General features: G+C 69.0%; 23 protein-coding genes. 17 read left to right on the top strand and 6 right to left on the bottom strand.

Annotation, left to right across the window (positions count from 1 at the left end):
• Positions 1 to 111: 111 nt before the first annotated feature.
• The 6 genes from ACLQ2O_RS18130 (at position 112) to ACLQ2O_RS18105 (ending at position 6,450) form a co-directional block, all read left to right on the top strand.
• On the top strand, positions 112 to 771 hold the full coding sequence (locus tag ACLQ2O_RS18130) for a hypothetical protein (protein WP_425832762.1): 660 nt from the start codon (positions 112 to 114) through the stop codon (positions 769 to 771).
• Positions 762 to 1,436: an ABC transporter ATP-binding protein gene (locus ACLQ2O_RS18125; RefSeq protein ID WP_425832760.1), complete on the top strand. Its 675-nt coding sequence runs from the start codon at positions 762 to 764 to the stop codon at positions 1,434 to 1,436. The genes ACLQ2O_RS18130 and ACLQ2O_RS18125 overlap by 10 nt, the downstream gene beginning before the upstream one ends.
• Positions 1,433 to 2,104 carry an ABC transporter ATP-binding protein gene (locus tag ACLQ2O_RS18120; RefSeq protein WP_425832758.1) on the top strand — a complete coding sequence of 224 codons (672 nt, stop codon included), beginning with the start codon at positions 1,433 to 1,435 and terminating at the stop codon, positions 2,102 to 2,104. Before ACLQ2O_RS18125 ends, ACLQ2O_RS18120 begins: the two co-directional genes overlap by 4 nt.
• On the top strand, positions 2,101 to 4,761 hold the full coding sequence (locus tag ACLQ2O_RS18115; RefSeq protein ID WP_425832756.1) for an ABC transporter permease: 2,661 nt from the start codon (positions 2,101 to 2,103) through the stop codon (positions 4,759 to 4,761). Before ACLQ2O_RS18120 ends, ACLQ2O_RS18115 begins: the two co-directional genes overlap by 4 nt.
• 44 nt (positions 4,762 to 4,805) lie before the next feature.
• On the top strand, positions 4,806 to 5,534 hold the full coding sequence (locus ACLQ2O_RS18110) for a response regulator transcription factor (RefSeq protein WP_425832754.1): 729 nt from the start codon (positions 4,806 to 4,808) through the stop codon (positions 5,532 to 5,534).
• Between the two features lie 88 nt (positions 5,535 to 5,622).
• Positions 5,623 to 6,450 (top strand): undecaprenyl-diphosphate phosphatase, encoded by an 828-nt coding sequence (locus tag ACLQ2O_RS18105; protein WP_425832752.1) that lies wholly within the window; start codon positions 5,623 to 5,625, stop codon positions 6,448 to 6,450.
• Between the two features lie 39 nt (positions 6,451 to 6,489).
• On the opposite strand, the gene ACLQ2O_RS18100 is transcribed toward ACLQ2O_RS18105, so the two are convergent.
• Genes ACLQ2O_RS18100 through ACLQ2O_RS18090 form a run of 3 tightly spaced genes read right to left on the bottom strand, consistent with a single transcriptional unit; the run spans position 6,490 to position 9,693 of the window.
• Positions 6,490 to 7,743, bottom strand: coding sequence for a hypothetical protein (locus ACLQ2O_RS18100; protein ID WP_425832750.1), 1,254 nt, complete (start codon positions 7,741 to 7,743; stop codon positions 6,490 to 6,492).
• A gap of 49 nt (positions 7,744 to 7,792) precedes the next feature.
• Positions 7,793 to 9,049 (bottom strand): sensor histidine kinase, encoded by a 1,257-nt coding sequence (locus ACLQ2O_RS18095; protein WP_425832748.1) that lies wholly within the window; start codon positions 9,047 to 9,049, stop codon positions 7,793 to 7,795.
• Positions 9,040 to 9,693: a response regulator transcription factor gene (locus tag ACLQ2O_RS18090; RefSeq protein ID WP_425832746.1), complete on the bottom strand. Its 654-nt coding sequence runs from the start codon at positions 9,691 to 9,693 to the stop codon at positions 9,040 to 9,042. The genes ACLQ2O_RS18095 and ACLQ2O_RS18090 overlap by 10 nt, the downstream gene beginning before the upstream one ends.
• A 210-nt stretch (positions 9,694 to 9,903) precedes the next feature.
• On the opposite strand from ACLQ2O_RS18090, the gene ACLQ2O_RS18085 reads away from it, so the two are divergent.
• A complete protein-coding gene (locus ACLQ2O_RS18085) occupies positions 9,904 to 11,316 on the top strand; it encodes an ATP-binding protein (RefSeq protein ID WP_425832744.1) in 1,413 nt (470 codons plus the stop codon).
• On the opposite strand, the gene ACLQ2O_RS18080 is transcribed toward ACLQ2O_RS18085, so the two are convergent.
• The 3 genes from ACLQ2O_RS18080 to ACLQ2O_RS18070 form a co-directional block, all read right to left on the bottom strand.
• Positions 11,267 to 11,959 carry a phosphatase PAP2 family protein gene (locus ACLQ2O_RS18080; RefSeq protein ID WP_425832742.1) on the bottom strand — a complete coding sequence of 231 codons (693 nt, stop codon included), beginning with the start codon at positions 11,957 to 11,959 and terminating at the stop codon, positions 11,267 to 11,269. The two genes, ACLQ2O_RS18085 and ACLQ2O_RS18080, sit on opposite strands and share 50 nt — an antisense overlap.
• A gap of 4 nt (positions 11,960 to 11,963) precedes the next feature.
• The gene (locus tag ACLQ2O_RS18075) at positions 11,964 to 12,641 is read right to left on the bottom strand and encodes a response regulator transcription factor (RefSeq protein ID WP_425832740.1); all 678 of its coding nucleotides are present in this window, start codon (positions 12,639 to 12,641) and stop codon (positions 11,964 to 11,966) included.
• Between the two features lie 67 nt (positions 12,642 to 12,708).
• Positions 12,709 to 13,518 (bottom strand): PIG-L deacetylase family protein, encoded by an 810-nt coding sequence (locus tag ACLQ2O_RS18070; RefSeq protein ID WP_425832737.1) that lies wholly within the window; start codon positions 13,516 to 13,518, stop codon positions 12,709 to 12,711.
• Positions 13,519 to 13,599: 81 nt separating this feature from the next.
• Here ACLQ2O_RS18070 and ACLQ2O_RS18065 point away from each other — a divergent pair, with 81 nt between their 5' ends.
• The 10 genes from ACLQ2O_RS18065 to ACLQ2O_RS18020 are packed head-to-tail and all read left to right on the top strand — an operon-like array spanning position 13,600 to position 23,143.
• Complete coding sequence (locus ACLQ2O_RS18065) at positions 13,600 to 14,604, top strand: lysylphosphatidylglycerol synthase transmembrane domain-containing protein (RefSeq protein WP_425832735.1); 1,005 nt, start codon at positions 13,600 to 13,602, stop codon at positions 14,602 to 14,604.
• The gene (locus tag ACLQ2O_RS18060) at positions 14,601 to 15,722 is read left to right on the top strand and encodes a glycosyltransferase family 4 protein (protein ID WP_425832733.1); all 1,122 of its coding nucleotides are present in this window, start codon (positions 14,601 to 14,603) and stop codon (positions 15,720 to 15,722) included. Before ACLQ2O_RS18065 ends, ACLQ2O_RS18060 begins: the two co-directional genes overlap by 4 nt.
• Complete coding sequence (locus ACLQ2O_RS18055) at positions 15,719 to 16,318, top strand: DedA family protein (RefSeq protein ID WP_425832731.1); 600 nt, start codon at positions 15,719 to 15,721, stop codon at positions 16,316 to 16,318. The genes ACLQ2O_RS18060 and ACLQ2O_RS18055 overlap by 4 nt, the downstream gene beginning before the upstream one ends.
• Complete coding sequence (locus ACLQ2O_RS18050) at positions 16,315 to 17,676, top strand: FAD-binding protein (protein ID WP_425832729.1); 1,362 nt, start codon at positions 16,315 to 16,317, stop codon at positions 17,674 to 17,676. The genes ACLQ2O_RS18055 and ACLQ2O_RS18050 overlap by 4 nt, the downstream gene beginning before the upstream one ends.
• A complete protein-coding gene (locus ACLQ2O_RS18045; protein ID WP_425832727.1) occupies positions 17,673 to 18,383 on the top strand; it encodes an SDR family NAD(P)-dependent oxidoreductase in 711 nt (236 codons plus the stop codon). The genes ACLQ2O_RS18050 and ACLQ2O_RS18045 overlap by 4 nt, the downstream gene beginning before the upstream one ends.
• Before the next feature lie 45 nt (positions 18,384 to 18,428).
• Positions 18,429 to 19,562 (top strand): phosphodiester glycosidase family protein, encoded by a 1,134-nt coding sequence (locus ACLQ2O_RS18040; protein WP_425832725.1) that lies wholly within the window; start codon positions 18,429 to 18,431, stop codon positions 19,560 to 19,562.
• Complete coding sequence (locus tag ACLQ2O_RS18035) at positions 19,559 to 20,467, top strand: decaprenyl-phosphate phosphoribosyltransferase (protein ID WP_425832723.1); 909 nt, start codon at positions 19,559 to 19,561, stop codon at positions 20,465 to 20,467. Before ACLQ2O_RS18040 ends, ACLQ2O_RS18035 begins: the two co-directional genes overlap by 4 nt.
• A complete protein-coding gene (locus tag ACLQ2O_RS18030; RefSeq protein WP_425832721.1) occupies positions 20,428 to 21,252 on the top strand; it encodes an FAD:protein FMN transferase in 825 nt (274 codons plus the stop codon). Before ACLQ2O_RS18035 ends, ACLQ2O_RS18030 begins: the two co-directional genes overlap by 40 nt.
• The gene (locus ACLQ2O_RS18025) at positions 21,249 to 21,914 is read left to right on the top strand and encodes a response regulator transcription factor (RefSeq protein WP_425832719.1); all 666 of its coding nucleotides are present in this window, start codon (positions 21,249 to 21,251) and stop codon (positions 21,912 to 21,914) included. Before ACLQ2O_RS18030 ends, ACLQ2O_RS18025 begins: the two co-directional genes overlap by 4 nt.
• A complete protein-coding gene (locus ACLQ2O_RS18020; RefSeq protein ID WP_425832717.1) occupies positions 21,911 to 23,143 on the top strand; it encodes a sensor histidine kinase in 1,233 nt (410 codons plus the stop codon). Before ACLQ2O_RS18025 ends, ACLQ2O_RS18020 begins: the two co-directional genes overlap by 4 nt.
• Positions 23,144 to 23,170: the final 27 nt, after the last annotated feature.

Raw genomic sequence — 23,170 nt, 5'->3', positions numbered from 1 at the left:
CGCGGCGACCGGTAGAAACTTTTGCCGTCCTCTAACCAGCACCGGGCACGTCGCTAACCGACGCCTTCCTAGCGTCGTGGACATCCAGACCCACGACCCAGGAGAGTGACCATGAAACCTCGGCGCCTATGGGCCGTGCCCCTCGTCGTAGTGGCGCTGACCGCCGCGGCGTGCGGAGGTGGTGGTTCGTCGACGAGCTCGTCCCGGTCGAGCTCCGCCACAGCCCCCAGCGGTACGCCTGCCACGTCACCGACCTCACCACCGAGCACCGAGCAGCAACCCAGTCCCGCGGCCACCGAGTCGAACCCACCCGGCGACATCCCGGACAACCAGGCGTTCGTGACATTCCAGCCACCCGCTGGTGGCTTCTCGGTGAAAGTGCCCGAGGGCTGGGCCCGCAGTACGGCGGGGGCAACGACGTCGTTCAGCGACAAACTGAACCGCATCCAGGTCCTGGCCGAGACCACCTCGGCGCCCCTGACCTCACAGACCATCGGCAACCGTCTGGTGCCGCAGTTGCAGCGGCAGGTCCCGAAGTTCGCGATGGGGAAGGTCAGCGACATCTCCCGAGCGGCGGGGCCGGTTGTACTCGTCACCTACCAGGGCGACTCCAGCCCCGACCCCGTGACCGGCAAGGTCGTACGGGACGCGTTCGAGCTGTACCTCTTCCACCAGGACGGCCGGCAGATCCTGCTGACGCTCTCGGGTCCGACCAACGCCGACAACGTTGACCCCTGGAAGATCGTCTCGGACTCGGTGAGGTGGCAGTGACCGCCGAGAACGCGCTGTGGTGCAGGGATCTCTACCGCTTCTTCCGCGCGGGCGACGAGGAGACCCTCGCGCTGCGCGGGGTGAGCCTCGAAATCAGCCGGGGCGAGACCGTCGCAATCGCCGGCCCTTCGGGGTCGGGGAAGTCGACTCTGCTCAGCTGTCTGGCCGGTCTCGACGAACCGGCCGGCGGGGTGGTCACGGTCGGCGGCGAGCAGATCAGCCATCGAACCGAGCGCCGCCGGGCGCGGATCCGCAGCAGGCGGCTCGGCATCCTCCTCCAGTCCGGCAATCTGCTGGCGCACCTGAGCCTGCGCGACAACATCCGGCTGGCTCAGGCCGCGGCTCGCCGTCGGGCCGCGCAGGCTCCCGACGAGTTGCTGGAGCACGTCGGTCTGTTGCACCGGGCTCGCGCGACGGCCTCGGAACTGTCCGGCGGCGAGCTGGCTCGGGCCGGCCTGGCAGTGGCTCTGAGCAACGATCCCGACGTACTCCTCGCAGACGAGCCGACCGGGGAGCTGGACGGTGCGACCGAGCAGATCGTCCTGGAGCTTCTCCGCGCCAGGACGGTCTTCGGCCAGGGGGTCTTGCTGGTCACCCACAGTCCGGCGGTGACGCGGATCGCCGACCGAGTGATCCGGATGCACGACGGAAGGATTGTGGCATGAGTGTGGCGCGGTGCTCCGAGGTCGCGAGGACCTTCGGGCAGGGAAGTCACGCGGTCGTCGCCGTCCACGGCTGCAACTGCGAGGTCGCGGCCGGTGCCCGAATCGCGATCACCGGTACGTCGGGCTCCGGCAAGTCGACGTTGCTGCACCTGCTGGCTGGGCTCGAGACGCCGACGAGCGGCGCGGTGACCTGGCCCGAACTCGGCCAGACTCCGGCAGACCGACGGCGGGACATCGCGGTGGTCTTCCAAGGGCCGAGCCTCCTACCGGCGCTCGACGTACTGGAGAACACGGCGATGGCCGCGGTCCTCACCGGAACCGACGAAGCCGACGCGACCGAGCGAGCGCTGGTGGCACTCACAGCCGTCGGTGTTCCAGGATTGGTGAACCAGCTGCCCGAGACGCTCTCCGGCGGCCAGGCACAGCGAGTCGCCGTGGCCAGGGCACTGACTCTGAGGCCACGGTTGCTGCTCGCCGACGAACCGACGGGGCAGCTGGACGAGGTGAACGGGAGTCGGGTCATCGACGTCTTGATTCACGCGGCGGACGAACTGGGCGCGGCGCTGGTCGTGAGTACCCACGACCCTGTCGTCGCCGATCGGCTCGCCGAGCAATGGCAGATGCGCGATGGCCGGTTGCTCGTCCCGGTGCCGGGTGGTGCGGCATGATCGCGCTCTGGGTGCGCGGTCTGCTTCGCCATCGCGGAGGCCGACTGCTGGCCACGGCAGTCGGAGTGTCTGCCTCGGTCGCGCTGATCGCCGCACTGGGAGCGTTCCTGACTGCGTCCCGGGCGACGATGACGACCCGCGCAGCGGCGTCGGTTGCGATCGACTGGCAGATCGAGGTTCAGGCAGGCGGCGACTCTGCGGCTGTTCTCGACCAGACGCGTTCGGCGCCGGGTGTCGGCGCTGCCGAGGTGGTCGGCTTCGGGCGTGCGACCGGGTTCGAGGCCGCCGCCGGGGGATCGACCCAAACCAGCGGACCGGGCGTCGTGCTCGGTCTGCCGACCGGCTACCGCTCGTCGTTCCCAGGTGAGATTCGTACGCTGTCCGGTGCCTCGGACGGTGTCCTGCTCGCGCAACAGACGGCGGCGAACCTGCACGCTGCTCCGGGTGACTCGATCTCGGTCGGTCGTCCGGGGTCGCGGCCGGCCGTGGTGAAGGTGGCCGGTATCGTGGACCTGCCGCAAGCCGACTCGTTGTTCCAGAAGGTCGGTGCTCCTCCGCAGTCGCAGCCGTCAGCGCCACCGGACAACGTTCTCCTGCTCCCCAGGCAGCTTTTCGACAGTCTCTACGGTCCGGTCTCGGCGAGCGATCCCGCAGCCGTCACCACTCAGATTCACGTACGGCGGACCGCCGCGCTGCCCGCCGACCCTGCCGGTGCCTACACGGCGGTGGTCGGTGCGGCTCACAACCTGGAGGCCGCACTCGCCGGTGCCGGACTGGTCGGCAACAACCTCGGCGCGGCGCTGGACGCGGCGCGCAGCGATGCGTCGTACGCGCAGATCCTGTTCCTGTTCCTCGGCGTTCCCGGCGCGGTGCTGGCGGCGCTGCTGACGGCTGCGCTCGCCGGTTCGGCGAGCGATCGACGCAGGCGGGAGCAGGCTCTGCTGAGGGTGCGCGGACTGACGGGACGTCAGGTCACGCGCTTGGCGTCCACAGAAGCCGGCCTCGTCGGGATCGGTGGTGGAGTTCTCGGACTGCTGATCGCCGCAGCCGTGGGTCGCGCGGCGTTCGGGACGGCTTCGTTCGGATCCAGCGGCCGGGCGACCTGGCTGTGGTTCGCCGTCGCTTTCGTCGCCGGCCTTGTCATCGCTACCGCGACGGTCCTCGTCCCCGCGGTCCGCGACCTGCGCACAGCGACGATCACTGAGACGAGGCAGTACGTCGGACGGGTCCGGTCCCCGCTGTGGATGCGGCTCGGTCTGGACTTCGTCCTGCTGGCGGTCTCCCTGCTGGTGTTCCGGGCCTCGAGCAACAACAACTACTCGCTCGTGCTGGCGCCTGAGGGTGTTCCCACCATCTCGGTGTCCTACTGGGCCTTCTTCGGTCCGGCGCTGCTCTGGATCGGAGGCGCCATGCTGTTGTGGCGCGTCACCTCGGTCGCCCTGAGCCGCGGGCGGCGGCCACTGGTCAGGCTGGTTCGCCCGTTGACCGGCACACTCGCGACGACCACTGCGGCGAGCATGTCGCGGCAACGCCGCCCGCTGATCAGGTCGGTGGTGCTGCTTGGGCTCGCCGTCTCGTTCGCGGTCTCCACGGCGACCTTCAACGCGACGTACAAGCAGCAGGCCGAGGTCGACGCGCTGCTGACCAACGGCGCGGACGTCACCGTCACCGAGTCGCCCGGCGTGATTGTCGGACCCGACGGAGCGGACCGACTCGCCGCGACACCCGGCGTCCGCAAGGTCGAGCCGGTCCAGCACAGGTTCGCGTACGTCGGCTCGGATCTGCAGGACCTGTACGGCGTACGGCCGGCGTCCATCGCGGCCGCAACTGCGTTGCAGGACGCGTACTTCGTCGGTGGAACTGCCCGCCAACTGATGGACACGCTCGCCCGGCAGCCGGACTCGATCCTGGTCAGCGACGAGACGGTGAAGGACTTCCAGCTCACCCCCGGCGACCTGTTGCGCTTGCGGCTGCAGGACAGTCGGACGAGAGCGTTCCGGGAGGTGCCGTTCCACTACGCGGGAATCGTCAAGGAGTTCCCGACCGCTCCGCACGACAGCTTCTTCGTGGCGAACGGGGACTATGTCGCCAAAGCGACCGGAAGCAATGCGGTCGGTGCGTTCCTCGTGGACACCGGCGGGAAGGGGCAGCAAGGCGTTGCGGCCTCGCTGCGGCAGCAGCTGGGGGCGTCGGCCAAGATCACCGACCTGACCCAGAGCAGGTCGCAGATCGGCTCGAGCCTGACGTCGGTCGACCTGGCAGGACTGACGAAGTTCGAGCTGGCTTTCGCGGTGCTGATCGCGGCCGGTGCCGGTGGTCTCGTGCTGGCCCTCGGTCTGGCGGAGCGCCGGCGCGCGTTCGCGATCGCCGCCGTACTCGGTGCCGGGCGCAGGCAGCTGCGCGGGCTGGTGATGAGTGAGGCGATCGTCGTAACGATCGGCGGACTCGCGGGGGGAGCGCTGATCGCTTGGGCGTTGACCAGGATGCTCGTGAAGGTCCTGACCGGCGTCTTCGACCCGCCTCCGTCGGTGATCGCCGTGCCTTGGACCTATCTGGCTGTGACGGTGGGAGTCGCCGTGCTCGCGATCCTCGGCGGTGCGTTGACCAGCGCACGTGGTTCGAGCAGGCCGCCCGTCGAGGAGCTGCGCGAGCTCTGACGAGGCTCAGCGTCCACTCAGGATCGGCGGGCTAGCTTCGCCTCGTGAGATCCAGGACGGACCCGGCCGCGGCCGTTGTCATCGAGGACGACGAGACGATCGGGCGGTTGCTCGACCGGGCCCTGCGGGGCAACGGCTACCGGTCGGCCTGGTTCCGCACCGGGTACTCCGGTCTGGCCGGAGCGCGCCGCGAGCAGGCCGAGGTCGTCCTCCTGGACCTCGGCCTGCCCGACGTGGACGGCGTCGACCTCGCCCGCCGGCTGCGCTCGGACCTCCCCGACGTACTGCTGATCATGCTGACTGCCCGCGGGGACGAGATCGACATCGTTTCCGGCCTGGACGCCGGCGCGGACGACTATCTGGTCAAGCCGTTCAGCCTGACCGTGCTGCTCGCCAGGCTGCGGGCTCACCTGCGCCGTAGGGCGCCGTCGGGACCAGGGCTCCCGGTCACGGTCGCCGACCTGACGGTGGACCCCGCGGCTCGTCGCTGCAGCCTCGCGGGCACCGAGGTGCTGTTGCGGCCCAAGGAGTACGAACTGCTGGAGGCCCTGGTCCTGAACGCCGGCTCGGCGGTGTCCCGGGAGGATCTGATGGCCCAGGTGTGGGACGAGAACTGGTTCGGATCGACCAAAACGCTGGACGTCACGATGGCCGCGCTCCGCCGACGGCTGCAACTGGCGGCCGAGCGGAGCGGGACTGCGTGCATACCCGTTCTGTCGACCCTGCGCGGCCACGGATACCGGCTCGATCCGCCGCCCGACCGCGACCGGTGATCCGGCCGATCTCTCTCAGCCGCTGCTCAGCGAGCTCTCAGTAGCTTCCTTCACGTCGTACTGTCAGCACGAAGAGAAGCGGTGAGGCATGAACATCTGGGACTCGATCGTTCTGGGCACAGTCGAGGGCCTGACGGAGTTCCTGCCCGTGTCGAGCACGGGCCATCTGGCCATCGCGGCGAAGCTGCTCGGGCTGCGGATCGACGACCCGTCGGTGACCGGGTACACGGCTGTCATCCAGATCGGGGCGATCGCGGCCGTCGTGCTGTTCTTCCGCGGTGATATCCGGCGGATCCTGGGCGGGTGGTTCAGCGGGCTCGCGCACCGCGAACGGCGAACCGAGTTCGACTTCCGGATGGGCTGGTACGTCGTCGTCGGTTCGTTGCCGATCGGGATCGTCGGGTTCGTTGCCAAGGGCATGATCTCCGGGCCGTTGCGCAGCCTGTGGTGGGTGGCGGGTGCGTTGATCGCGTGGTCGGCCGTCATGGTCCTGGCCGAGCGGATCAGTACGAAGGCTCGTCCGCTGACCCGGATCACGATGGCGGACGCGGTCGTGATGGGCCTGGTGCAGTGTCTGGCGCTGATTCCTGGAGTCTCGCGCTCGGGTGCGACCATCTCGGCCGGGCTTCTTCGTGGCCTGGACCGCGTCGCGGCCACGCGGATCGCGTTTCTGCTCGGCATCCCGGCCCTGGTCGGTGCCGGCCTTTACGAGTTGAAGGACGCCCTGCACGGAAGTATCGGCGTCGCCCCGCTGGTCGTCGGGACGGTGGTGAGCTTCGTGGTCGCGTACGCATCGGTGGCGTGGCTCCTGCGGTTCGTTGCCAAGCACTCGATCGAGGTGTTCGCCGTGTACCGGGTGCTGCTCGGGACCGTGCTGGTCGTCTTGCTGGCGGTCGGCGCGATCACCGCGACCTGATCCCGAGCAGCACCCGGAGAACACGGTGACCTGCTGTGCTCAGCCCAGCGTTTTCAGCAGTGCGTCGACCGCCTGCTTCTCGGTCTCCGGGTCCTTGGAGTCCCGGACCGAGGTGAACAGCGCGTCGTTCTGGTTGTCGATGAACGACCAGGCCTTCTCATCGAGCGGCTCGAGCTTGGACTGGTCGTCGTCCCAGGCCTTCTCGTAGTCATCGACCGCGCCGTTGAGCGCGCCCTGGTCGTTCTTGGTGAGATCCGCCTGCATGGCGCGGACAAGGGTTCGGTAGCGGGCCACGTCCGTCGCGGGAAAGTGCGCGACCGCCTCGGCCGGGCTCAGCTTGACGTTGGCGCCGGGATTCGGGCCTTCCTTCTCGGCTGCCACGTTCGCGTGCGGTTGTGCCGACGCCCAGCTCAGCAGTACGCCGGCCGCGACGGCGGAGGCCGCCATCACGCCGACCAGCGGCCATTCACGGCCCGGGCGGTGGTACCTGGCAGTGCGGTCGAGGCCGCGGTGATCCTCGATGACATCGGTCTTGGTCAGGGTGAGGTAGACGACAGTTGCGAGAATGGCGGCCAGGAAGATGATGCTGGTGACCAGGGTGCCCAGACCCAGGCCCTGGTCCGGCACCTGCGGGGCCGCGAGCCAGTCGCCGAGATTGGCGCCGAGCGGGCGCGTGAGAATGTAGGCGAGCCAGAAGGCCAGCACGGGATTGGCGCCGGCCCGCCAGCAGGCGGTGATGATCGCGATTAGCGCCAGTGGGAGCAGCACGGAAACGCCGGGGCTCCAGCCGGTCAGCTCGAGAGTCCAGTCACCGGCCGCCGTACCGAGCGCGAACGTGACCAGAACCGCCAGCCAGTAGAAGGCCTCCCGTGGCAGCGTGACGATGCTGTGGATCGACAGGGTGCGTTCCCGGCGCCACCAGATACCGAACACGACCGCGAGGGCGACGCCGAACACGGACGTGCTGATCCACAGCGGTACGCCGGCCTGGTCGGTGAGGATGTCGGTGTAGAGGGTGCCGGTCACACTGACGACCACGACCGTCAGCCAGTACGCCGCAGGCTCGTACCGGGACCTGGTCAGCTGCCAGGTGAGGACCAGCGCGAAGACGACGGTGAAGATCACGGCGGTGGCGACCAGCCCGACGCCGAGCTGAAGGTTGATCCAGTCGGCGAAACTCTCACCCACCGTCGTGCAGAGGATCTTGATCAGCCAGAACCAGGCGGTGACCTCGGGCACTTTGTTGAGAAAGGCCCGGGACGTCCCGGTCCGCGATGCAGATTCTGTAGTCATGCCGCCACACTCGCGCAGCGAACCTGCACGCAACCTGACTACGCCCAGGTCAGGCCCGCGGCAGGCTGACCTCGACGTGCCCGATGCCTTCGGCAACGGCTCGGACGCCGGCTCCGGTCGCGTTCGCGATCCGGCGGACGACGGCCAGGCCCAATCCGTGGCCATCCGTGCCGGTGTGCCCGGGCTCGAAGACCCGATCGAGGTCCTGTGGGCCGAATCCCGGTCCGTCGTCGAGAACGTGAATCAGGACGTCGCCCGCGAGCCCTTCGACCTGGAGCGAGACGGTCGTTCGCGCGTGCCGGGCGGCGTTGTCGAGCAGCGGCGTGAGCAGTGCCACGACGATCTCGGCCGGGACGCCTACCCGGAGGTCTTCCGCTGCCGCGACGTCGATCCCGCGGCCTCTGGTGGCCTGCCGCAACGCCGGACCGAGCTGGCAGGCCGAATGCCGACGGTGACGCAACCGGGCGGCGTCGAGTATCGCGCTCACCGCCGTGCCGAGTCGGTCAGTCTCGGTGAGAACGAGCTGAGGATCGACCGCGGCCTTGCCAAGCTGGGCCAGTTGCGCCTCGCCGCGAAGCACCGAGATCGGCGTACGCAGCTCGTGGGCGATCTCATCGGTCAGTCGCCGCTCGTCGGCGAGGGTGTCGGACACCCGGTCGAGGAGCCGGTCGAAGGTCTGGGCCAGTTCGCCCAGCTCGTCGCGCGGCGGGCCCAGCCTGAAGCGGCGGCCGGGGTCGTGATCGCTCCACTCGTCGGCCAGCGCGGACATTCGCCGCACCAGTCGAAGAGCCCGGCTCACGCCGAGGTAGGCGACAGCACCCGAGAGCACGACGGCCAGCGCAGCGAGGATCAGGGACATCGTCAGGCCGTGCTGCTCGGCGGCCTCGTACGGCGCGAGGTCTACCTCGACGACCACTGTCAGCCGGTTCCCCCGGACCGACAGAGGCTGGGCGTACAGGAGGTTCCCGGTGGTCGTCGCGAACTCGTTCCGCTCGGATGCGCCGAGTCGGTCGACCGTGCCGGCGAGGACTGGGTGCCGAACTCCATCGATCAGGCGGCCGTTGGAATAGACCCAGGCGACCGCATCGAAGGCGTCGCCCGCGCCCTCGACGATTCGGACCTGTCCGCCGCGCACCTCGACGGTCGCCGCGACGGCGTCGGCCCTGGTACGGGCCAGTGTTCGGGCGTCAGTGTCGGTGGCACGGGCTGCGAGGACGTGACCGAGGACGACGAGGACGGCAACGGCAAGAGTTGCGGTGAGGACCGCGAGCGAGACGATCCGCCCGCGCAGTCCGCTCAGTCCCATCGGTAGCCGACTCCGCGGACGGTCGCGACGCGGTCGGCGATGCCTAAGTGGTCGAGCTTGACCCGAATGCGCCGCAAGTAGGAGTCCAGCGTGTTTTCGCTGACGTAGGCGCCGTGCGGCCAGCCGGCGGCGACCAGTGCGTGGCGTCGAACGACCTCGCCGGGGACTGAGATGAGCCGCCCGAGCAGGCGGAACTCAGTGGGGGTAAGGGCGGCGCCGTCGGCACCGCACCGGATCTCGTGGCTGGCCGGGTCGAGCACCACTGTGTCGACGGCGGCGTCGATCGTAGTGCGGCGCAGCAGTGCCCGGATCCGCACCAGCAGCTCCGGAACGTCGAACGGTTTGGCCAGGTAGTCGTCCGCACCGGCCTCGAAGCCGCTGACCTTGTGGTGCATCCCGCCGAGCGCGGAGAGCATCAGGACCGGGGCATCGACGCCCCGGGCACGCAGCGCCAGACACACGTCCCGCCCGTCAGCGTCCGGCAGACCGATGTCGAGGATCACGACCTGAGGTCTCAGGTCGAGCCGCGACAGCAGCGCCGTCGCTGTCGCCGTGGCCACGACCGAGTGTCCGTCGCCTTCGAGAATCCGACGCAGCACCTGTCGCAATGCGGGGTCGTCCTCGCAAACAGCAACCCTGACCATGCCGAGCAACGTAATCGCCCCAACCTGAGGATCCGCTGAGACCCATCTGTCTCGAGGCTGTTTCAGCACCCGGGCCGAAGCAGCGGGTCCTCAGCGTTGACTCAGGAGGACGGACCTATGGTCAGCGCATGACCGGACCGATCGCCCGTCGGGACCGAGTAGGCGGTCGAACGCGGGCCTCTGCAGTTATGTTGGAGCGAGGGAGGCTTGGTGGCTGGTCGGGTGATCGAGGGGCTGCGGCGTTCCGGCGTTCGTGGACGGTCGACTGCGGCGGCGATGGGAGTTGTCGCCGTCGCCCTGGCCGTTGGTGCGGCCGTACTGCTTCTCCTGCTGCAGCGGGCGCTGATCACGAGCGTGGCCGACCAGGCGGGATCGCGGGCGTTCGACATCGCGAGCCAGGTGCAGGAGGAAGGGGAGATCGGGCTGGCGCGGGAGTTGGTGGAGAACACCCGGCCGAGCCAGTTGATCCAGGTCGTCGACGGATCCGGCAAGGTGGTGGCCAGTTCGTCGTTGCAGGCGAACGGTCCGCCGCTGACGGATCTCCGGCCGCCGGTGGGGCAGTCGCAGAGGGACGATGTCGGCCGGATGCCGTTGCTGGACGACGACGACCCGTACATGATCATTGCCCGGGGCACCGACTTCGGCGCAACCCGGTACACGGTGATCGTTGCCTCCTCGGTGGAGACGCAGCGGGAGACGGTCAAGACGGTGGCGGTGTACCTGCTGGTCGGGTTCCCGCTGCTGATCGTGCTGGTGGGAGCGGCTACCTGGGTGCTGGTCGGACGGGCGCTTCGGCCGGTCGAGCAGATCCGGGCGCGGGTTCACGGGATCGGGGTGGGTCAGTTGGACGAGCGGGTGCCCGTGCCGGCGACGGGGGACGAGATCGCGCGGCTTGCGGTCACGATGAACCAGATGCTGGACCGGCTGCAGTCGGGCCAGGAGACCCAGCGACGGTTCGTGGCGGACGCGAGTCACGAGTTGCGGTCGCCGATTGCCAGCCTGATGGCGGCGCTGGAGGTGGTTGCCGCTGACAATACTGGTCGTGCGGCGCCGGAGCTGCACGCGGTGATGGAGGCCGAGACCGAGCGGATACGGCGCCTGGTCGAGGATCTTTTGCTGCTCGCCAAGGCGGATGACAGCGGTCTTAGGTTGAATCGCTCCGACGTGGATCTGGATGACCTTGTCGGCAGTGAGTTGCGGCGGTTGCGCTCTGCGGGCGGCGTCGAGGTCGAGGGCGTCGTACCGCCCGTACGGGTCTCCGGCGACGCCGCGAAGCTGAGCCAGGTGATCCGCAACCTGGCCGACAACGCCGCTCAGGCCGCGCGTGGCAAGGTGCGGATCACGCTGGCGGAGGTCGACGGTACGGCGACGGTGCAGGTCGAGGATGACGGGGACGGGGTCCCCGAGGCCGAGCGGGAGCGGGTGTTCGAGCGGTTTGTCCGGCTCGACGCCAGTCGCGACCGGAGCAGCGGTGGTTCGGGACTCGGGCTGTCGATCGTGCGCGAGGTGGTCAGAGGTCATGGCGGAACGGTGGAGGTAGCCGATTCGGCGCTGGGTGGCGCAAGCTTCGTGGTCAGGCTGCCGTTGTCCTCGGCAACCAGCGCAACCAGTGAGCAACGCTGACCACGATCGCCAGCCAGGTGACTGCGATCGTCCAGCCGGCGAGGACGTCGGTCGCCCAGTGGTAACCGAGGTAGATCCGGCTCAGCCCGATCCCGACGCTCAGGAGCACAGCCGCCGCGGCGACTGTGAGCTTCGCTGACGTCGATCGAAGACCGAGCCAGACCAGGCCGGCCAGCAGGCAGAAGAAGACTGTCGAGTTGAGGGTGTGACCGGACGGAAAGGCGAAGGTCGAGGCGGGGGTGCCAATCACGTCGGCGGCACTGGGACGGTGACGACCGACAACGAGCTTTAGGCCGGAACTGAGCGCGGAGGAGCCCGCCATGGCCAGGAGCAGGAGGCCAGGCGCTCGCCATGAGCGGGTCGTGCGAAGCAGTAGAGCCGCTGCCAGCAGCGTGAGAACAACCAGGACCGGAGTGCTCCCGGTGAAAGTGAGGGCGCGGGCGATCGCGGTCAGGGGAGCGGTTCGCGAGGCGATGGCGTCGGCGGTGAGCTCCGGATCGAACGCGGCGAGGCCGTCGGCCTCCGTCGCGCTGTCGCCGAGGGCGATCGCGCTCAGCGTGCCGGCGAAAGCGACCAGCGCGCCTGCCACCGGTACGGCGTACCGGCTGATCGTGGGGCGCGAGAGCAGGTCGGTTGGCGCCATGAGCTCATCCGCCTTCGCTGTCGAGCCGGTACCCCATCCCGCGCACGGTCTCGATCGCGTGCCGGCCGAACGGGGCGTCGAGTTTGAGTCGCAGGTAGCGGATGTAGACCTCGACGACGTTCGGATCGCCATCGAAGGCCGGGTCCCAGACGCTCTCGAGGATCTCCATCTTGCTGACGGTGTCGCCGCGGTGCCGCATCAGGAACTCGAGCAAGCCGTACTCGCGCGGGGTCAGCACGATCTCCTGCCCGCCGCGCTCGACCCGGCGCCGAGCCGGATCAAGCGTCAGGTCGCCGGCCACCAGCACCACGGGCCGCTCCGGCCCACCACGCCGGATGAGTGCCCGCAACCGAGCCACCAGCACGAGAAAGCTGAACGGCTTGGTCAGATAGTCGTCGGCCCCGAGATCGAACGCGTCGGTCTGGTCGTACTCGCCGTCCTTGGCGGTCAGCATCAGCACCGGTGTCCAGACCCCACGCTCGCGCAGCTGCTCGAGCACCTTGTACCCGTTCAGCTTCGGCAACATGATGTCGAGCACGATCACGTCGTAGCTGTGCTCGGTAGCGGCCCACACGGCGTCCTCGCCGTTGTGCACCAGCTCGACCACGAACCCGGCGTCGGTCAGCCCCCGCCGAACCGTCTCGGCCAGCCGAACCTCGTCCTCCACCATCAGTACCCGCATACCCAACAGTCTGGCCGCCGACCGCTGAGAATCCGCTGAGTGCGCTCCTGACGGGGAGTCGGGACTGTCAGCGAGGGTGACGAAGGGTCGCGAAGAGGTCGTCCAGCGGTAGGCCGGGGACGCGGCCGCGTTCCACGAACCATTCTCGGCCGAGGGCGCGGCGGAAGAGCCAGGGTGGGAGTTTCAGGAGCAGAGCGAGGGTGCGCGCGCCCTCGTCGGAGGTGGCTTGGCTGGCGTGGGCTTCGAAGGAGCGGCGTTTGGCGTCGGCGTACTGGCGGACGTCGAGTCGGTGGGTGATGGCTGCGGTGGGGGAGTAGGCGTTGTCGTAGTCCTCGGCGCGGACGTCAGGGAGGACGCCGGGGACTGCCTCGACGAGGCGGATCAGGCGGCGGATCAGGGCTCGGTCGATGGTTGCCTCCAGCACCAGGCGGGTGCCGGCCTGGCGGGCGGCGTACAGGCCTGCGGTGTGGATCTGGCGATGGTCGGGGTGGCCGTAGCCGCCGGCTGGGTCGTAGATCGTGAGGGCGTCGGCCTGTTCCTCGCGGAGGAGGTTGATCAGTGGGGCGGCGGCGTCGGCGACTGGTAGTTGGCTGAAGGCGCTGGGCGAGGGCCGCTCGGTGCGGCTCCAGCCTGAGTCCGGGAGGGAGAAGCGGACGACTCGGGCGCAGCCGAGGGCTTCGGCGGAGCGGTCGAGCTCGGCCCGGCGGTGGTCTGCCAGGGCCGCGCGGTAGGAGGCTGAGGCCGCGCCGGCTTCGCCGTCGGTTGCCACGGCCAGTACGACGCGGTGGCCCTCTGCCGCGAGACGGGCGAGGGTGCCGCCCATCAGCAGGGCCTCGTCGTCGGGGTGGGCGTGGAACGACACCAGGGTGAACGCCATACGGCGAGCATCGCACCTGAGTGGCCGGCGTTCGAGTTGCTCTCAGGGGCTTCTCAGCGGCTCTTTTCCACGATGAGCCGTATGAAGACAGCTGGCAGGTCCCGACGCGTGGTCGCCTCCGTGCTGACCGGTGTGGCGATCGTCGCTTTGCTCGCGCTGCTGCCGCGAGCGGTCGGCACGTCGTGGTCGACGGTTGGTACGATCCTCGGCAGGGTGTCGTTCCCTGGGCTGATCGCGCTCACGGTGGTCTGGATCGCGGGGCTCTGGGCGCACTCGTTCGTGCTCGCGGCTTCGCTGCCGGGCTTGACGAAACGCCGCGGGCTGACGCTCAGTCTGACCGGGAGTGCGGTCGCGAACGTGCTCCCGTTCGGGGGCGCCGCAGGGACCGGGCTCAACTTCGCGATGGCTCGGCGCTGGGGTTTCACCTCCGGCGCTTTCGCGGGCTTCATCGCGGTGACGACGCTGCTCAATGTCCTCGCCAAACTCGGGGTCGTCGCGCTGGCGCTGGCCTTGGTGCCATTGGCCCACACCGCTTCCGCGCTACCGCTGGGGCAGACCACGCTCCTGACGGTTCCCGTTCTGGCAGCGCTCGGCGCCGTGGTGTGGTTCCTGGCGAGCCCAGGCGCTGCCGAGCGCAGCGGGCGGGCGCTGGAGCGCTTGGCCCGGCTGGTCCGTCTGAAGGCGAAGCCGACCGAATCGATACCTCGCCTGCGGGAGTCGATTCTGCGGATCGTCCGCGGTGGCTGGCGACCGATGACGCTGGGGATGGCGGCGTATTTGGTGCTGCAGCTCGGGCTGCTCTGGTTGTGCTACTCCGTCCTCGGTACGTCGCTGAGCCTTCCGGTGCTGATCACCGGTCTGGCCGTCGAGCGTCTGTTGACCTTGATCCCGGTCACGCCCGGTGGCGCCGGGGTCGTCGAGGTCGGTACGACGGCGGCGCTGGTTGCGCTCGGCGGGGATCCGGCCGCGATCGCTGCCGGGATGCTGCTGTACCGCGGCTTCACCTACCTGCTGGAGATCCCGGTCGGTGGAGTCACCCTCGCACTGTGGATGGTGCACGATCGTCGGCGGGCGGTGGCGGCATGAGGATCGGACTCGTCAGCGACGTCTACCTACCGCGCCTGGGTGGGATCGAGATGCACGTGCACGATCTCGCGGTCGGGCTGAAGGCGGCGGGGCACGCGGTCACGGTGTTCACTCTGACCGACACTCCGGCGGCCGGCGGTGACGTACCGGTGGTCCGGCTCGCAGGGTTGCCGGCGGCAACCGACGAACTCGCCCGGCGACTGCGGGACTTCGATGTCGTGCATGCCCATTCGTCGCTGTTCTCGCCACTGGCCTGGCGCGCGACCCGCCTGTCCTCTCGGTACGGCGTACCGGCGGTGATCACGATGCACTCGCTTCCTGCTTCGGGCGGACTGGTCGTCCCGTGGATGCTTGCCCGCCTGGACCACGGGTTCGGAACGGTCCAGTGGACCGCGGTCAGCGAGGTAGTGGCAGACGAGCTACGTTGTGCGCTGCCGCGCCGGACGATCCAGATTCTGCACAATGGTATCGATCCCGAGCCCTGGCGACGGCCTGTACGTCGTGAGCATCCGCTGACGGTTGTCAGCACCCTGCGTTTCGCCCATCGCAAACGGCCGATGGCGTTGCTCCGGATCCTCCGCGACATCCGTCAGCAGGTTCCGGTCGACGTACCGGTCCGAGCTGTCGTTGTCGGAACCGGCCCGCAGGCAACGGCCGTGACGCGGGCCGCGCGCCGCGGCGGGATGGAGTGGGTAGAACTCCCCGGCCGGCTGACCCGGTACGAGATCCAGCAGCTCTACGCGACCGCTGACGTCTACCTGGCGCCGGCGCGGCTCGAGTCGTTCGGGGTGGCCGCGCTGGAGGCGCGGTGTGCCGGACTTGCTGTCGTCGCGATGGCCTCCGGCGGAGTCGGCGAGTTCGTCCGGCCGGGGCTTGAGGGGTTTCTCGTCGCGGACGATCGCGCGATGGCGACGGTCACCGCCGAGCTGCTGAGCGATCAGGCTCGGCTGCGCGCGATTCAGGAACACAACAGCTCGACCGACCCGCGGATGACCTGGACCGCCGTACTGGACGAGCACGTCCAGACGTACCGGCGGCTCACTCAGCCTGCTCTCAGCGACGAGTTCCTAGCGTCACAGTTGATGGAAGTCCCGACGATCGTGGAGTTGGACCGATGAATCTGCTCGACCCGCACAGCCTGTTGTCCCAGCTGGGACCGTGGGCGGTGCTGCTGGTGATGTTCGCCGAGACCGGTCTGCTGATCGGGTTCTTCCTGCCGGGTGACTCGCTGCTGTTCACCGCCGGGCTGCTGACGACAACGGGGATCCGGTTGTCGTTGCCGCTGACCCTGGTCTTCGCCGCGGTCGGCGCTTTGGCGGGCGCACAGGTGGGGTACCTGATCGGCCGCCGGTTGGGACCGTCCCTGGTGAACAGAGCCGACCGACCACGGCTGGCGTTAGCCGCCGAGCGTGCGCGTCATCACCTGCAGTCGTACGGCGTCGGCCGGGCCGTCGTGCTGGCGCGCTTCATCCCTGGCGTTCGGACGGTGATGAACCCGCTCGCAGGCGCACTGCGCGTCGACGCGGGGCTGTTCACCCGGTGGCAGGTGGCCGGCGGGCTGGTCTGGACGATCGCGCTCGTATTAGCCGGGCACCTGCTCGGCTCGCAGATTCCGGGAATCGATCAGTACCTGCTGCCGATCATCGCGGTCATCGTCGTCGTTTCCCTGATCCCGGTCGGGCTGGAGATCCTTCGGCAACGGCGTGCCGCATGAATCCTGACGAGGGCCTGGTCGCGCTCTCGGGTTGGGGACGCACAGCGCACCGGAAGGCCGTCGTACGGCGACCTTCGTCGGACAACGACCTGGTCGGGCTCGTGCAGGCGACGTCTCGGCTGACGGTCCGTGGAGCGGGGAAGAGTTACGGAGACGCCGCTCTGCCGGAGCACGGGACCGTGCTCGACATGACCGCGCACAACCGCATCCTCTCGTTCGATCAGGGGAAGGGGATCCTCGTCGTCGAGGCGGGCGCGACGCTGAACGCCGTACTGGCCCAGACGCTGCCGCTCGGTTGGGTGCTGCCGGTACTGCCCGGGACCGCGCACATCACGGTGGGTGGGGCGATCGCGAGCGATGTGCACGGCAAGAATCATCCCGGGGCTGGGTCGTTCGGTCAGCACGTGCTGTGGATGTCGCTGCTGCGGTCGGACGGGAGTATTCACCGGTTGTCGGCGGGACAGGACTCGGATGGGTTCTGGGGGACGATCGGCGGGATGGGGCTGACCGGGGTGATCCTGCAGGCCGCGATCCAGTTGCAGCAGGTCGACACTGGTTGGGCTTCCCGGCGCCGGCGGAGGACCGGGTCGTTGAAGGAGACGCTCGGCGTACTGCGAGAGCTGGCGGCCGAGCAGGAGCTCGATCCGGAGCTGCATGTCGTGGCCTGGTTGGATGCACATCAGGCGGGGCGTGGGGTGGTGGACGAGTGCAGGCCGGCCCGGTACCGCGATCTGCCGCGGGCGGTGCCGCCCTTTCCTGAGCAGCGAGGTGGTTCGGTACGGCGGTCGATCCGGTCGCTGCCGGGACCGGGGGTGATGGTCCGGCCGGCGATCGCTGCAGCATCGTCGGCCCGCTGGAAGCTGTCCCCGGCCAAGGAGCGGCAGTTGTTGCCGCTGACAACGGCATTGTGTCCCTTGGATCGGGCCGGGTCGTGGCCGGCGGCGTTCGGGCGGGCCGGGCTGGTGCAGTATCAGTTCGCCGTACCGGTCGAGGCGTCCGACGTGCTCGGGCAGGTCCTGAGGCTGCTGGTCGAGCGGCGGACGACGCCGGCTCTGACGACGGTGAAGAACCTGGGCTACGGGACCGCAGGTCCGCTGTCGTTCCCGATCCCTGGATGGACGATGGCCGTGGATCTGCCGGCTCGTCGGTTGGGGGACGGCACGATGTTGCGTTCGGTCGGGGACCTGGTCGCGGGAGCGGGCGGACGGGTCTACCTGGCGAAGGACGTGGTGACCGATCCTGCGCTGATTCCGGCGATGTATCCGCGGCTGGAGACCTGGCGCCGGACGCAGCGCCGGCTCGATCCCGACGGGCGGCTCACGTCGGCGTTGGCGCAGCGGCTGGAGTTGCTGTCATGAGCGGTACGGCATTGCTGGTCGGTGGGTCGTCGGAGATCGGCTTCGCGGTGCTGAAGGAGCTGCTCGGGCCGCCGCCGCGTCGTGTCGTACTGGCCGGGCGGCCGAGCGAGGAGCTCTGGAAGAACGCCGAAGCGCTCCGCGACGTCGGGTACTACGTCACCACGGCCCAGTACGACGCGACGCTGCATGCCGAGGAGATCGACGGGTTGCTGACGCACCTGTCTGCGGAGTTCCCGGTGGATCTGGCGGTCGTTGCTGTGGGCACCATGCAGGAGAGGTCGTTCACCGACGGACTGATCGTGAACGGCCTGGCGGTGTCGCTCTTGCTGCGTGCGCTCGTACGACGGCTGTCGGGGACGGCGCAGCTCGTCTTGATCTCGTCGGCTGCGGCGGCTCGTCCGCGGAGCGCGATCGCGGCGTACTCGCTGGGCAAGCAACTCGCGGACTCGACCGCCGTGCTGCTCGCTCCACAGGCCGCCCGGGACGGTGTGCGGGTGCTGGTGGTGCGACCGGGATTCGTGCGGACGCGAATGACAGCGGATCTACCCCGACCGCCGTTGGCGACGACGCCGGAGCAGGTCGGTCGGAGGGTGGCTCGCGCGTTGCGTGGGCGGCGTGTGGTGGTCTGGGCGCCTCCCACGATGGCGGTTGTGGTGTGGGTGCTGCGGCTGCTTCCGGCCCGGTTGGTACCGCCCGCGCTGCGGTGAGACGCTCTCCGGATTCTCTCAGCGCCGAGTCGTTCTACTGAGGGTATGAAGCAATCACTTCCCTTGCCCGCGAAGAAGATGCGACGCCGTCGGCGGCGTCAGGTGATCGCGCTGGTGATCTGCCTGCTGCTGGTCGCGCCGGCGATTTCCTACGCTCGCGCGCTGCTCTATCCAGGCAGCGCCAGCTTCGCCGTACGAACGGTCGAATGGGTCCGGGACCACGGCGGCGGTGGCGTGATCGACGCTGTCGAGACCTGGAAGTACTCCAGACAGGCGCCGCCGGCCAGTGGTTCGCCGCACGACATGCCGACGGTGCAGCAGCCGACGCCGATCGCCGGTCAGTCCGTCGGGCTGCCTCGGGTGCGGACGCTTCGCGGCGTGGGTGCGTTGCCGCATGAGGGTGCTTGGTCGTCGGCGCGGACCGATGCCGGGGGACGGACCTTGGTCTGGACGACGTGGTTCCGTCCTGATCCCGCGCACCTGCCGGTGACCGCCGCCGCGGCGCTGCTGCCGCAGGCGACCGATGCGCTGCGATTGATGCCGGGTACCCGTGAACCGGTGGTTGGGATGGCGTCGAAGAACGGCTACTCGATCCCCTCGGACGCTCGCTCGAATCTGGTCGCGGCCTTCAACGCGGGCTTCAAGATGGCCGACTCGCACGGTGGCTGGTGGACCACGGATTCGCCCGCCGTACCGCTGGTCGACGGGCGGGCATCGGTGGTCGTCTACCGCAACGGCACCGCGCGCATCGGGGAGTGGAACCGGAACGTCTCGATGACGCCGGACGTGGTCGCCGTACGGCAGAACCTCGACATGGTGGTCACCGGCGGCCGGCTGGTCGACGGGCTGACGCAGAACGCGCAAGGCCGGTGGGGGAGTGTGCGGAGCCAGTTCCAGTACACCTGGCGGTCCGGGCTTGGGACGGATGCCAAGGGCGACTTGATTTACGTCGCCGGTCAGGGGCTGACACTCGCCAGTCTGGCTTCGGCGATGCAGCAGACAGGGATCCAGCAGGGGATGGAGCTCGACATTCATGCCGCGATGGTCAGTTTCACGATTCAGCAGCCCGGCGCCGGTGGGTCGTTGGTGAGCAAGCAGTTGCTCCCGTCGATGACGTCGCCCACTGATCGCTACCTGGTCGACGACCAGCGGGACTTCTTCTACGTGGTGACGCGATGACGGACCTCCAGGCTCCACCGGCCGTTGCTGTTCGGGTCGGGCGCGGCCGCGCGCTGATCCGGCTGAGCCGGCCGCAGCAGTGGCACAAGGCGGTGATGCTCTTCGCGGCGCCTTCTGCTGCGGGGGTAATCGATCACCCGAGCATTGTCCTGCGCGCGGCGGTCGCGGCGGTAGCGTTCATCCTGCTGTCGATCGCGATCTACGCGTTGAACGACGTCCGCGACGCCTCCGATGACCGTCGCCACCCCCGCAAGCAACACCGTCCGGTCGCCGCCGGTGCGATCACTCCGCCCGTAGCCCTGGTGTGGTCCGCCTTTGCCGCCGCGGCCGGTCTCGCGACCGCCGCTGCCCTTGGCGTGCCGACGCTCCTCCTGGGCCTGACTTACCTGGTCGCGCAACTCGCCTACGTCCAAGGCCTCAAGCACGTCGCTGTGGTCGACGTGGTCCTGGTCGCGCTGGGCTTCGTGCTCCGAGCCGCCGCCGGCGCCACCGCTACCGGCGTGCCGGTTTCCAACTGGTTTCTGCTCGTCTCCCTCTTCGGAGCCCTCTTCCTGGTCGCCGGCAAACGCCGCGCCGAACGCGGCTCCACCGCCCCCAACGCCCGCAGCCGCCCAGTCCTGGCCGCCTACTCCACCGCGTGGCTGGATCAGCTCACCACGGTCGCCCTCCTGGGCACGACCCTCTCGTACGGCCTCTGGGCCTTTCAGTACCTCGGTCACGACGTCATCCGCCAACTACTGGCCGTCTCGTTCCTCCCCTTCCTGACAGCCCTTCTCCGCTACGCGTTCCTCATCTCCACCGGCCGAGGCGAACTCCCCGAACACGAGCTGTTCCGCGACCGAGTGCTCATAGTGGCCGGCGCTTCATGGATGGTGTTGGTGGGCGCCGGTTTGTACGCGGCGTGAACGGAGGACAGTTGCCTGAAAGGCGCAGCTGGGTTGAGCAGATCATGGGTTTGCCGGTCAGCGTGCTGGCTCGCGGCGATCGGGCGTGGTCGGCGCCGGCCGAGGCGGTGGTGCAGGAGGTCTTCGCTGAACTCGTCGAGGTCGACCGGGTCTTCTCGCCGTACAAAACCGATAGCGCGGTCACCAGGCTGGTGCGAGGGGAGTTGGCGTGGAGCGAGGTCGACCCGGTCGTGCGGGAGGTGGCCACGCGTTGCGATCGCGCCCGGGAGCTGACCGGCGGGTTGTTCGACGCCATTCCCCCGGGTGGCGGCTGGGATCCTTTGGGGCTGGTGAAGGGATGGGGTGTCGAGCTCGCCAGCCAGCGGTTGAGCGGCGTGGCCGATCTGGACTGGTGCCTGAACGCCGGAGGCGACGTCGTCGTGTTGTGCCCGAGCGGCCGGCCCTTCACTGTCGGAATCCAGGACCCTCGCGATCCTGGCCGGGTGGTTGCGACGGTTGCCCGGACTGGTGGTGCGGTCGCTACGAGTGGAACTGCGGCCAGGGGTGCTCACCTGTACGACCCCCGAACTGGCGACCCGGTGCTGACCGGTTGGCTATCGGTGTCGGTGAGTGGACCCTCCTTGGAGACCGCCGATGTCCTTGCGACCGCGGCGTTCGTGGCAGGCGACGCGTGGCCGGTGGTCCTGTCTGCGGTTCCCGGTTACGAGGGGCTGGGGATACTTGCCGATGGCACCCTCCGGGCGAGCCCCGGCTGGAACGCCGATGGTTCGGAGGGGTCTCGATGACCGGTGATCGGCGCCTGTTGCTCGTGGAGGATGATCCCGACTTGGCCGGCCTGCTCGACCGGGTGCTGAGCGACGAGGGGTACGCCGTTACGCGCGCCGGTGACGGCCACAGCGGGCTCCATCTCGCGTTGACCCGCGCGTTCGAGGTGATGATCGTTGACCGCGGCCTGCCCGCGATCGAGGGTTTGGACCTGATCGAGCGGTTGCGCGACCGTGGAGTCGGTACACCGATCCTGGTGCTGTCTGCTCGCGGCAGCACCGCGGATCGGGTCGACGGCCTGGACGCCGGTGCTGAGGACTATCTGGCCAAGCCGTTCGAGCTCACCGAGCTGCTGGCGCGGATTCGCGCGTTGCTGCGGCGTCATTCCGACGAGGCCCGAGAACTTCCCGTGCCGGGTGGGTATCTGGACCTCACCAGCCGGGCCGTACGGCGTACCGGCGGTGGTGTGGTCGAGTTGTCCGAGCGCGAAGCTTCGCTGCTTGCGCTGCTGGCTGGCCGGCCTGGTGTCGTGTTCAGTCGCGCCGAGCTGCTGGATCGGGTGTTCGGGCATGCGGAATCGGAGACGGTGGTGGACACCTACGTCCACTACTGCCGCCGCAAGCTCGGCAGCGCAGTGATCCGGACCGTGCGTGGGCTCGGATACCGGCTGGGGTCGCCATGAGCAAGCAGCCGACAGGCGACGATGTCCTCGTTCGCCGGGCGGCCCGCGGCTTCGCCGCTCACGCGGCGGCATTGGTGGCCCTGGCGATGCTGCTCCTGATCGCGCTGGTCACGATCGTGGTGGTCCGCGGGCAGGCAGGAGCGGTGGACGATCTGCTGCGCGCCACGGTCGCGACGGCAGACGACGTCGGTGATCCGCCGCCGAGCACTTGGCTGGTGATGGCGGGACCGAGTGGTACAGCGTCCTCGCCCGGCATCCCTGCTGCTGTGCTTCCCGAGCTGGCCGAACTGCGGCGTGCTGCCACGCCGCAAGTCAGGCTGACCAGCCTGGAGAACAACGGCGGGGAGTACCGAATCGCCACCGGGATCCGCCAGGACAAGACCGTCCAGGCGGTCACCGACTTGGCAACGGCCCATGCCGAGCGTGCTCGCATGCTTCAGGCGATGGGTCTCGCGTCCGTGCTGGGACTGATCGTGGCCGGTTTGCTGGGGGTGTGGCTCGGACGCCGCGCGGTCCGTCCGTTGGCTCAGGCGTTGGCGCTGCAACGCGCGTTCGTCGCCGACGCCGGCCATGAGCTGCGCACCCCACTGACGTTGCTGAGTACGCGCGCGCAGGTGCTGGACCGCGCGCTGCGGCGTAGTGGATCGAGCCAGGAGATCCTGCAGGACGCACGCGGCGTTGTCCAAGACACCAAACGGCTCGGTGAAGTGGTCGACGACCTGCTAGTGACGGCCGACCCTCGCGCCGACGACGCCCACGAACCAGTCGATGTGGCACCGCTGGCCGCGGCGGTGGTGGACAGTGCCGCTGCTCACGCCGATCAGGCCGGGGTGAGTTTGTCCTGGCGTACCGACGGAGCCGACTTTCTGGTCCGCGGCTCGGTCAGCGCCATCCGGCGCGCGGTAGTTGCCCTTGTCGACAACGCGATCGACCACACCCCGCGAGACGGCGTGGTGCAGATCGCGGTACGGCGGGACCGGCGGCATGTGGTTGTCGCGGTGAGCGACACCGGCCCCGGGATCAGTCCCGACGACGCCGAGCGGGTGCTGCGCCGGTTCGAGTCGGGTGGTCATCGCGCCGGCCGGGCGCACTACGGGCTCGGGCTCGCACTCACCCATGACGTCGCGAACCGGCACGGCGGTCAGCTCCGGCTTGCTCCCAGCGACGTGGGCGCGACCTTCGAGCTCATCCTCCCAGCACTTGCCGGGGCCGGTCCAAGGAAGCGCTAAGAATCGGCGGGCATTGTCCGAGCATGA

Source organism: Kribbella sp. DT2 (assembly GCF_049844575.1).
Lineage (GTDB): Bacteria > Actinomycetota > Actinomycetes > Propionibacteriales > Kribbellaceae > Kribbella.
Note: the sequence above shows the minus strand (reverse complement) of the source record. Positions and strands in the feature narration are given on the sequence as shown.

Excerpts from the sequence above, each read along its gene's own strand:
- ACLQ2O_RS18130 (WP_425832762.1), top strand. The coding sequence starts at position 112 with ATGAAACCTCGGCGCCTATGGGCCGTGCCCCTCGTCGTAGTGGCGCTG.
- ACLQ2O_RS18120 (WP_425832758.1), top strand. The coding sequence starts at position 1,433 with ATGAGTGTGGCGCGGTGCTCCGAGGTCGCGAGGACCTTCGGGCAGGGA.
- ACLQ2O_RS18115 (WP_425832756.1), top strand. The coding sequence starts at position 2,101 with ATGATCGCGCTCTGGGTGCGCGGTCTGCTTCGCCATCGCGGAGGCCGA.
- ACLQ2O_RS18105 (WP_425832752.1), top strand. The coding sequence starts at position 5,623 with ATGAACATCTGGGACTCGATCGTTCTGGGCACAGTCGAGGGCCTGACG.
- ACLQ2O_RS18100 (WP_425832750.1), bottom strand. The coding sequence starts at position 7,743 with ATGACTACAGAATCTGCATCGCGGACCGGGACGTCCCGGGCCTTTCTC.
- ACLQ2O_RS18095 (WP_425832748.1), bottom strand. The coding sequence starts at position 9,049 with ATGGGACTGAGCGGACTGCGCGGGCGGATCGTCTCGCTCGCGGTCCTC.
- ACLQ2O_RS18090 (WP_425832746.1), bottom strand. The coding sequence starts at position 9,693 with ATGGTCAGGGTTGCTGTTTGCGAGGACGACCCCGCATTGCGACAGGTG.
- ACLQ2O_RS18080 (WP_425832742.1), bottom strand. The coding sequence starts at position 11,959 with ATGGCGCCAACCGACCTGCTCTCGCGCCCCACGATCAGCCGGTACGCC.
- ACLQ2O_RS18075 (WP_425832740.1), bottom strand. The coding sequence starts at position 12,641 with ATGCGGGTACTGATGGTGGAGGACGAGGTTCGGCTGGCCGAGACGGTT.
- ACLQ2O_RS18070 (WP_425832737.1), bottom strand. The coding sequence starts at position 13,518 with ATGGCGTTCACCCTGGTGTCGTTCCACGCCCACCCCGACGACGAGGCC.
- ACLQ2O_RS18065 (WP_425832735.1), top strand. The coding sequence starts at position 13,600 with ATGAAGACAGCTGGCAGGTCCCGACGCGTGGTCGCCTCCGTGCTGACC.
- ACLQ2O_RS18060 (WP_425832733.1), top strand. The coding sequence starts at position 14,601 with ATGAGGATCGGACTCGTCAGCGACGTCTACCTACCGCGCCTGGGTGGG.
- ACLQ2O_RS18055 (WP_425832731.1), top strand. The coding sequence starts at position 15,719 with ATGAATCTGCTCGACCCGCACAGCCTGTTGTCCCAGCTGGGACCGTGG.
- ACLQ2O_RS18050 (WP_425832729.1), top strand. The coding sequence starts at position 16,315 with ATGAATCCTGACGAGGGCCTGGTCGCGCTCTCGGGTTGGGGACGCACA.
- ACLQ2O_RS18045 (WP_425832727.1), top strand. The coding sequence starts at position 17,673 with ATGAGCGGTACGGCATTGCTGGTCGGTGGGTCGTCGGAGATCGGCTTC.
- ACLQ2O_RS18040 (WP_425832725.1), top strand. The coding sequence starts at position 18,429 with ATGAAGCAATCACTTCCCTTGCCCGCGAAGAAGATGCGACGCCGTCGG.
- ACLQ2O_RS18035 (WP_425832723.1), top strand. The coding sequence starts at position 19,559 with ATGACGGACCTCCAGGCTCCACCGGCCGTTGCTGTTCGGGTCGGGCGC.
- ACLQ2O_RS18030 (WP_425832721.1), top strand. The coding sequence starts at position 20,428 with ATGGATGGTGTTGGTGGGCGCCGGTTTGTACGCGGCGTGAACGGAGGA.
- ACLQ2O_RS18025 (WP_425832719.1), top strand. The coding sequence starts at position 21,249 with ATGACCGGTGATCGGCGCCTGTTGCTCGTGGAGGATGATCCCGACTTG.
- ACLQ2O_RS18020 (WP_425832717.1), top strand. The coding sequence starts at position 21,911 with ATGAGCAAGCAGCCGACAGGCGACGATGTCCTCGTTCGCCGGGCGGCC.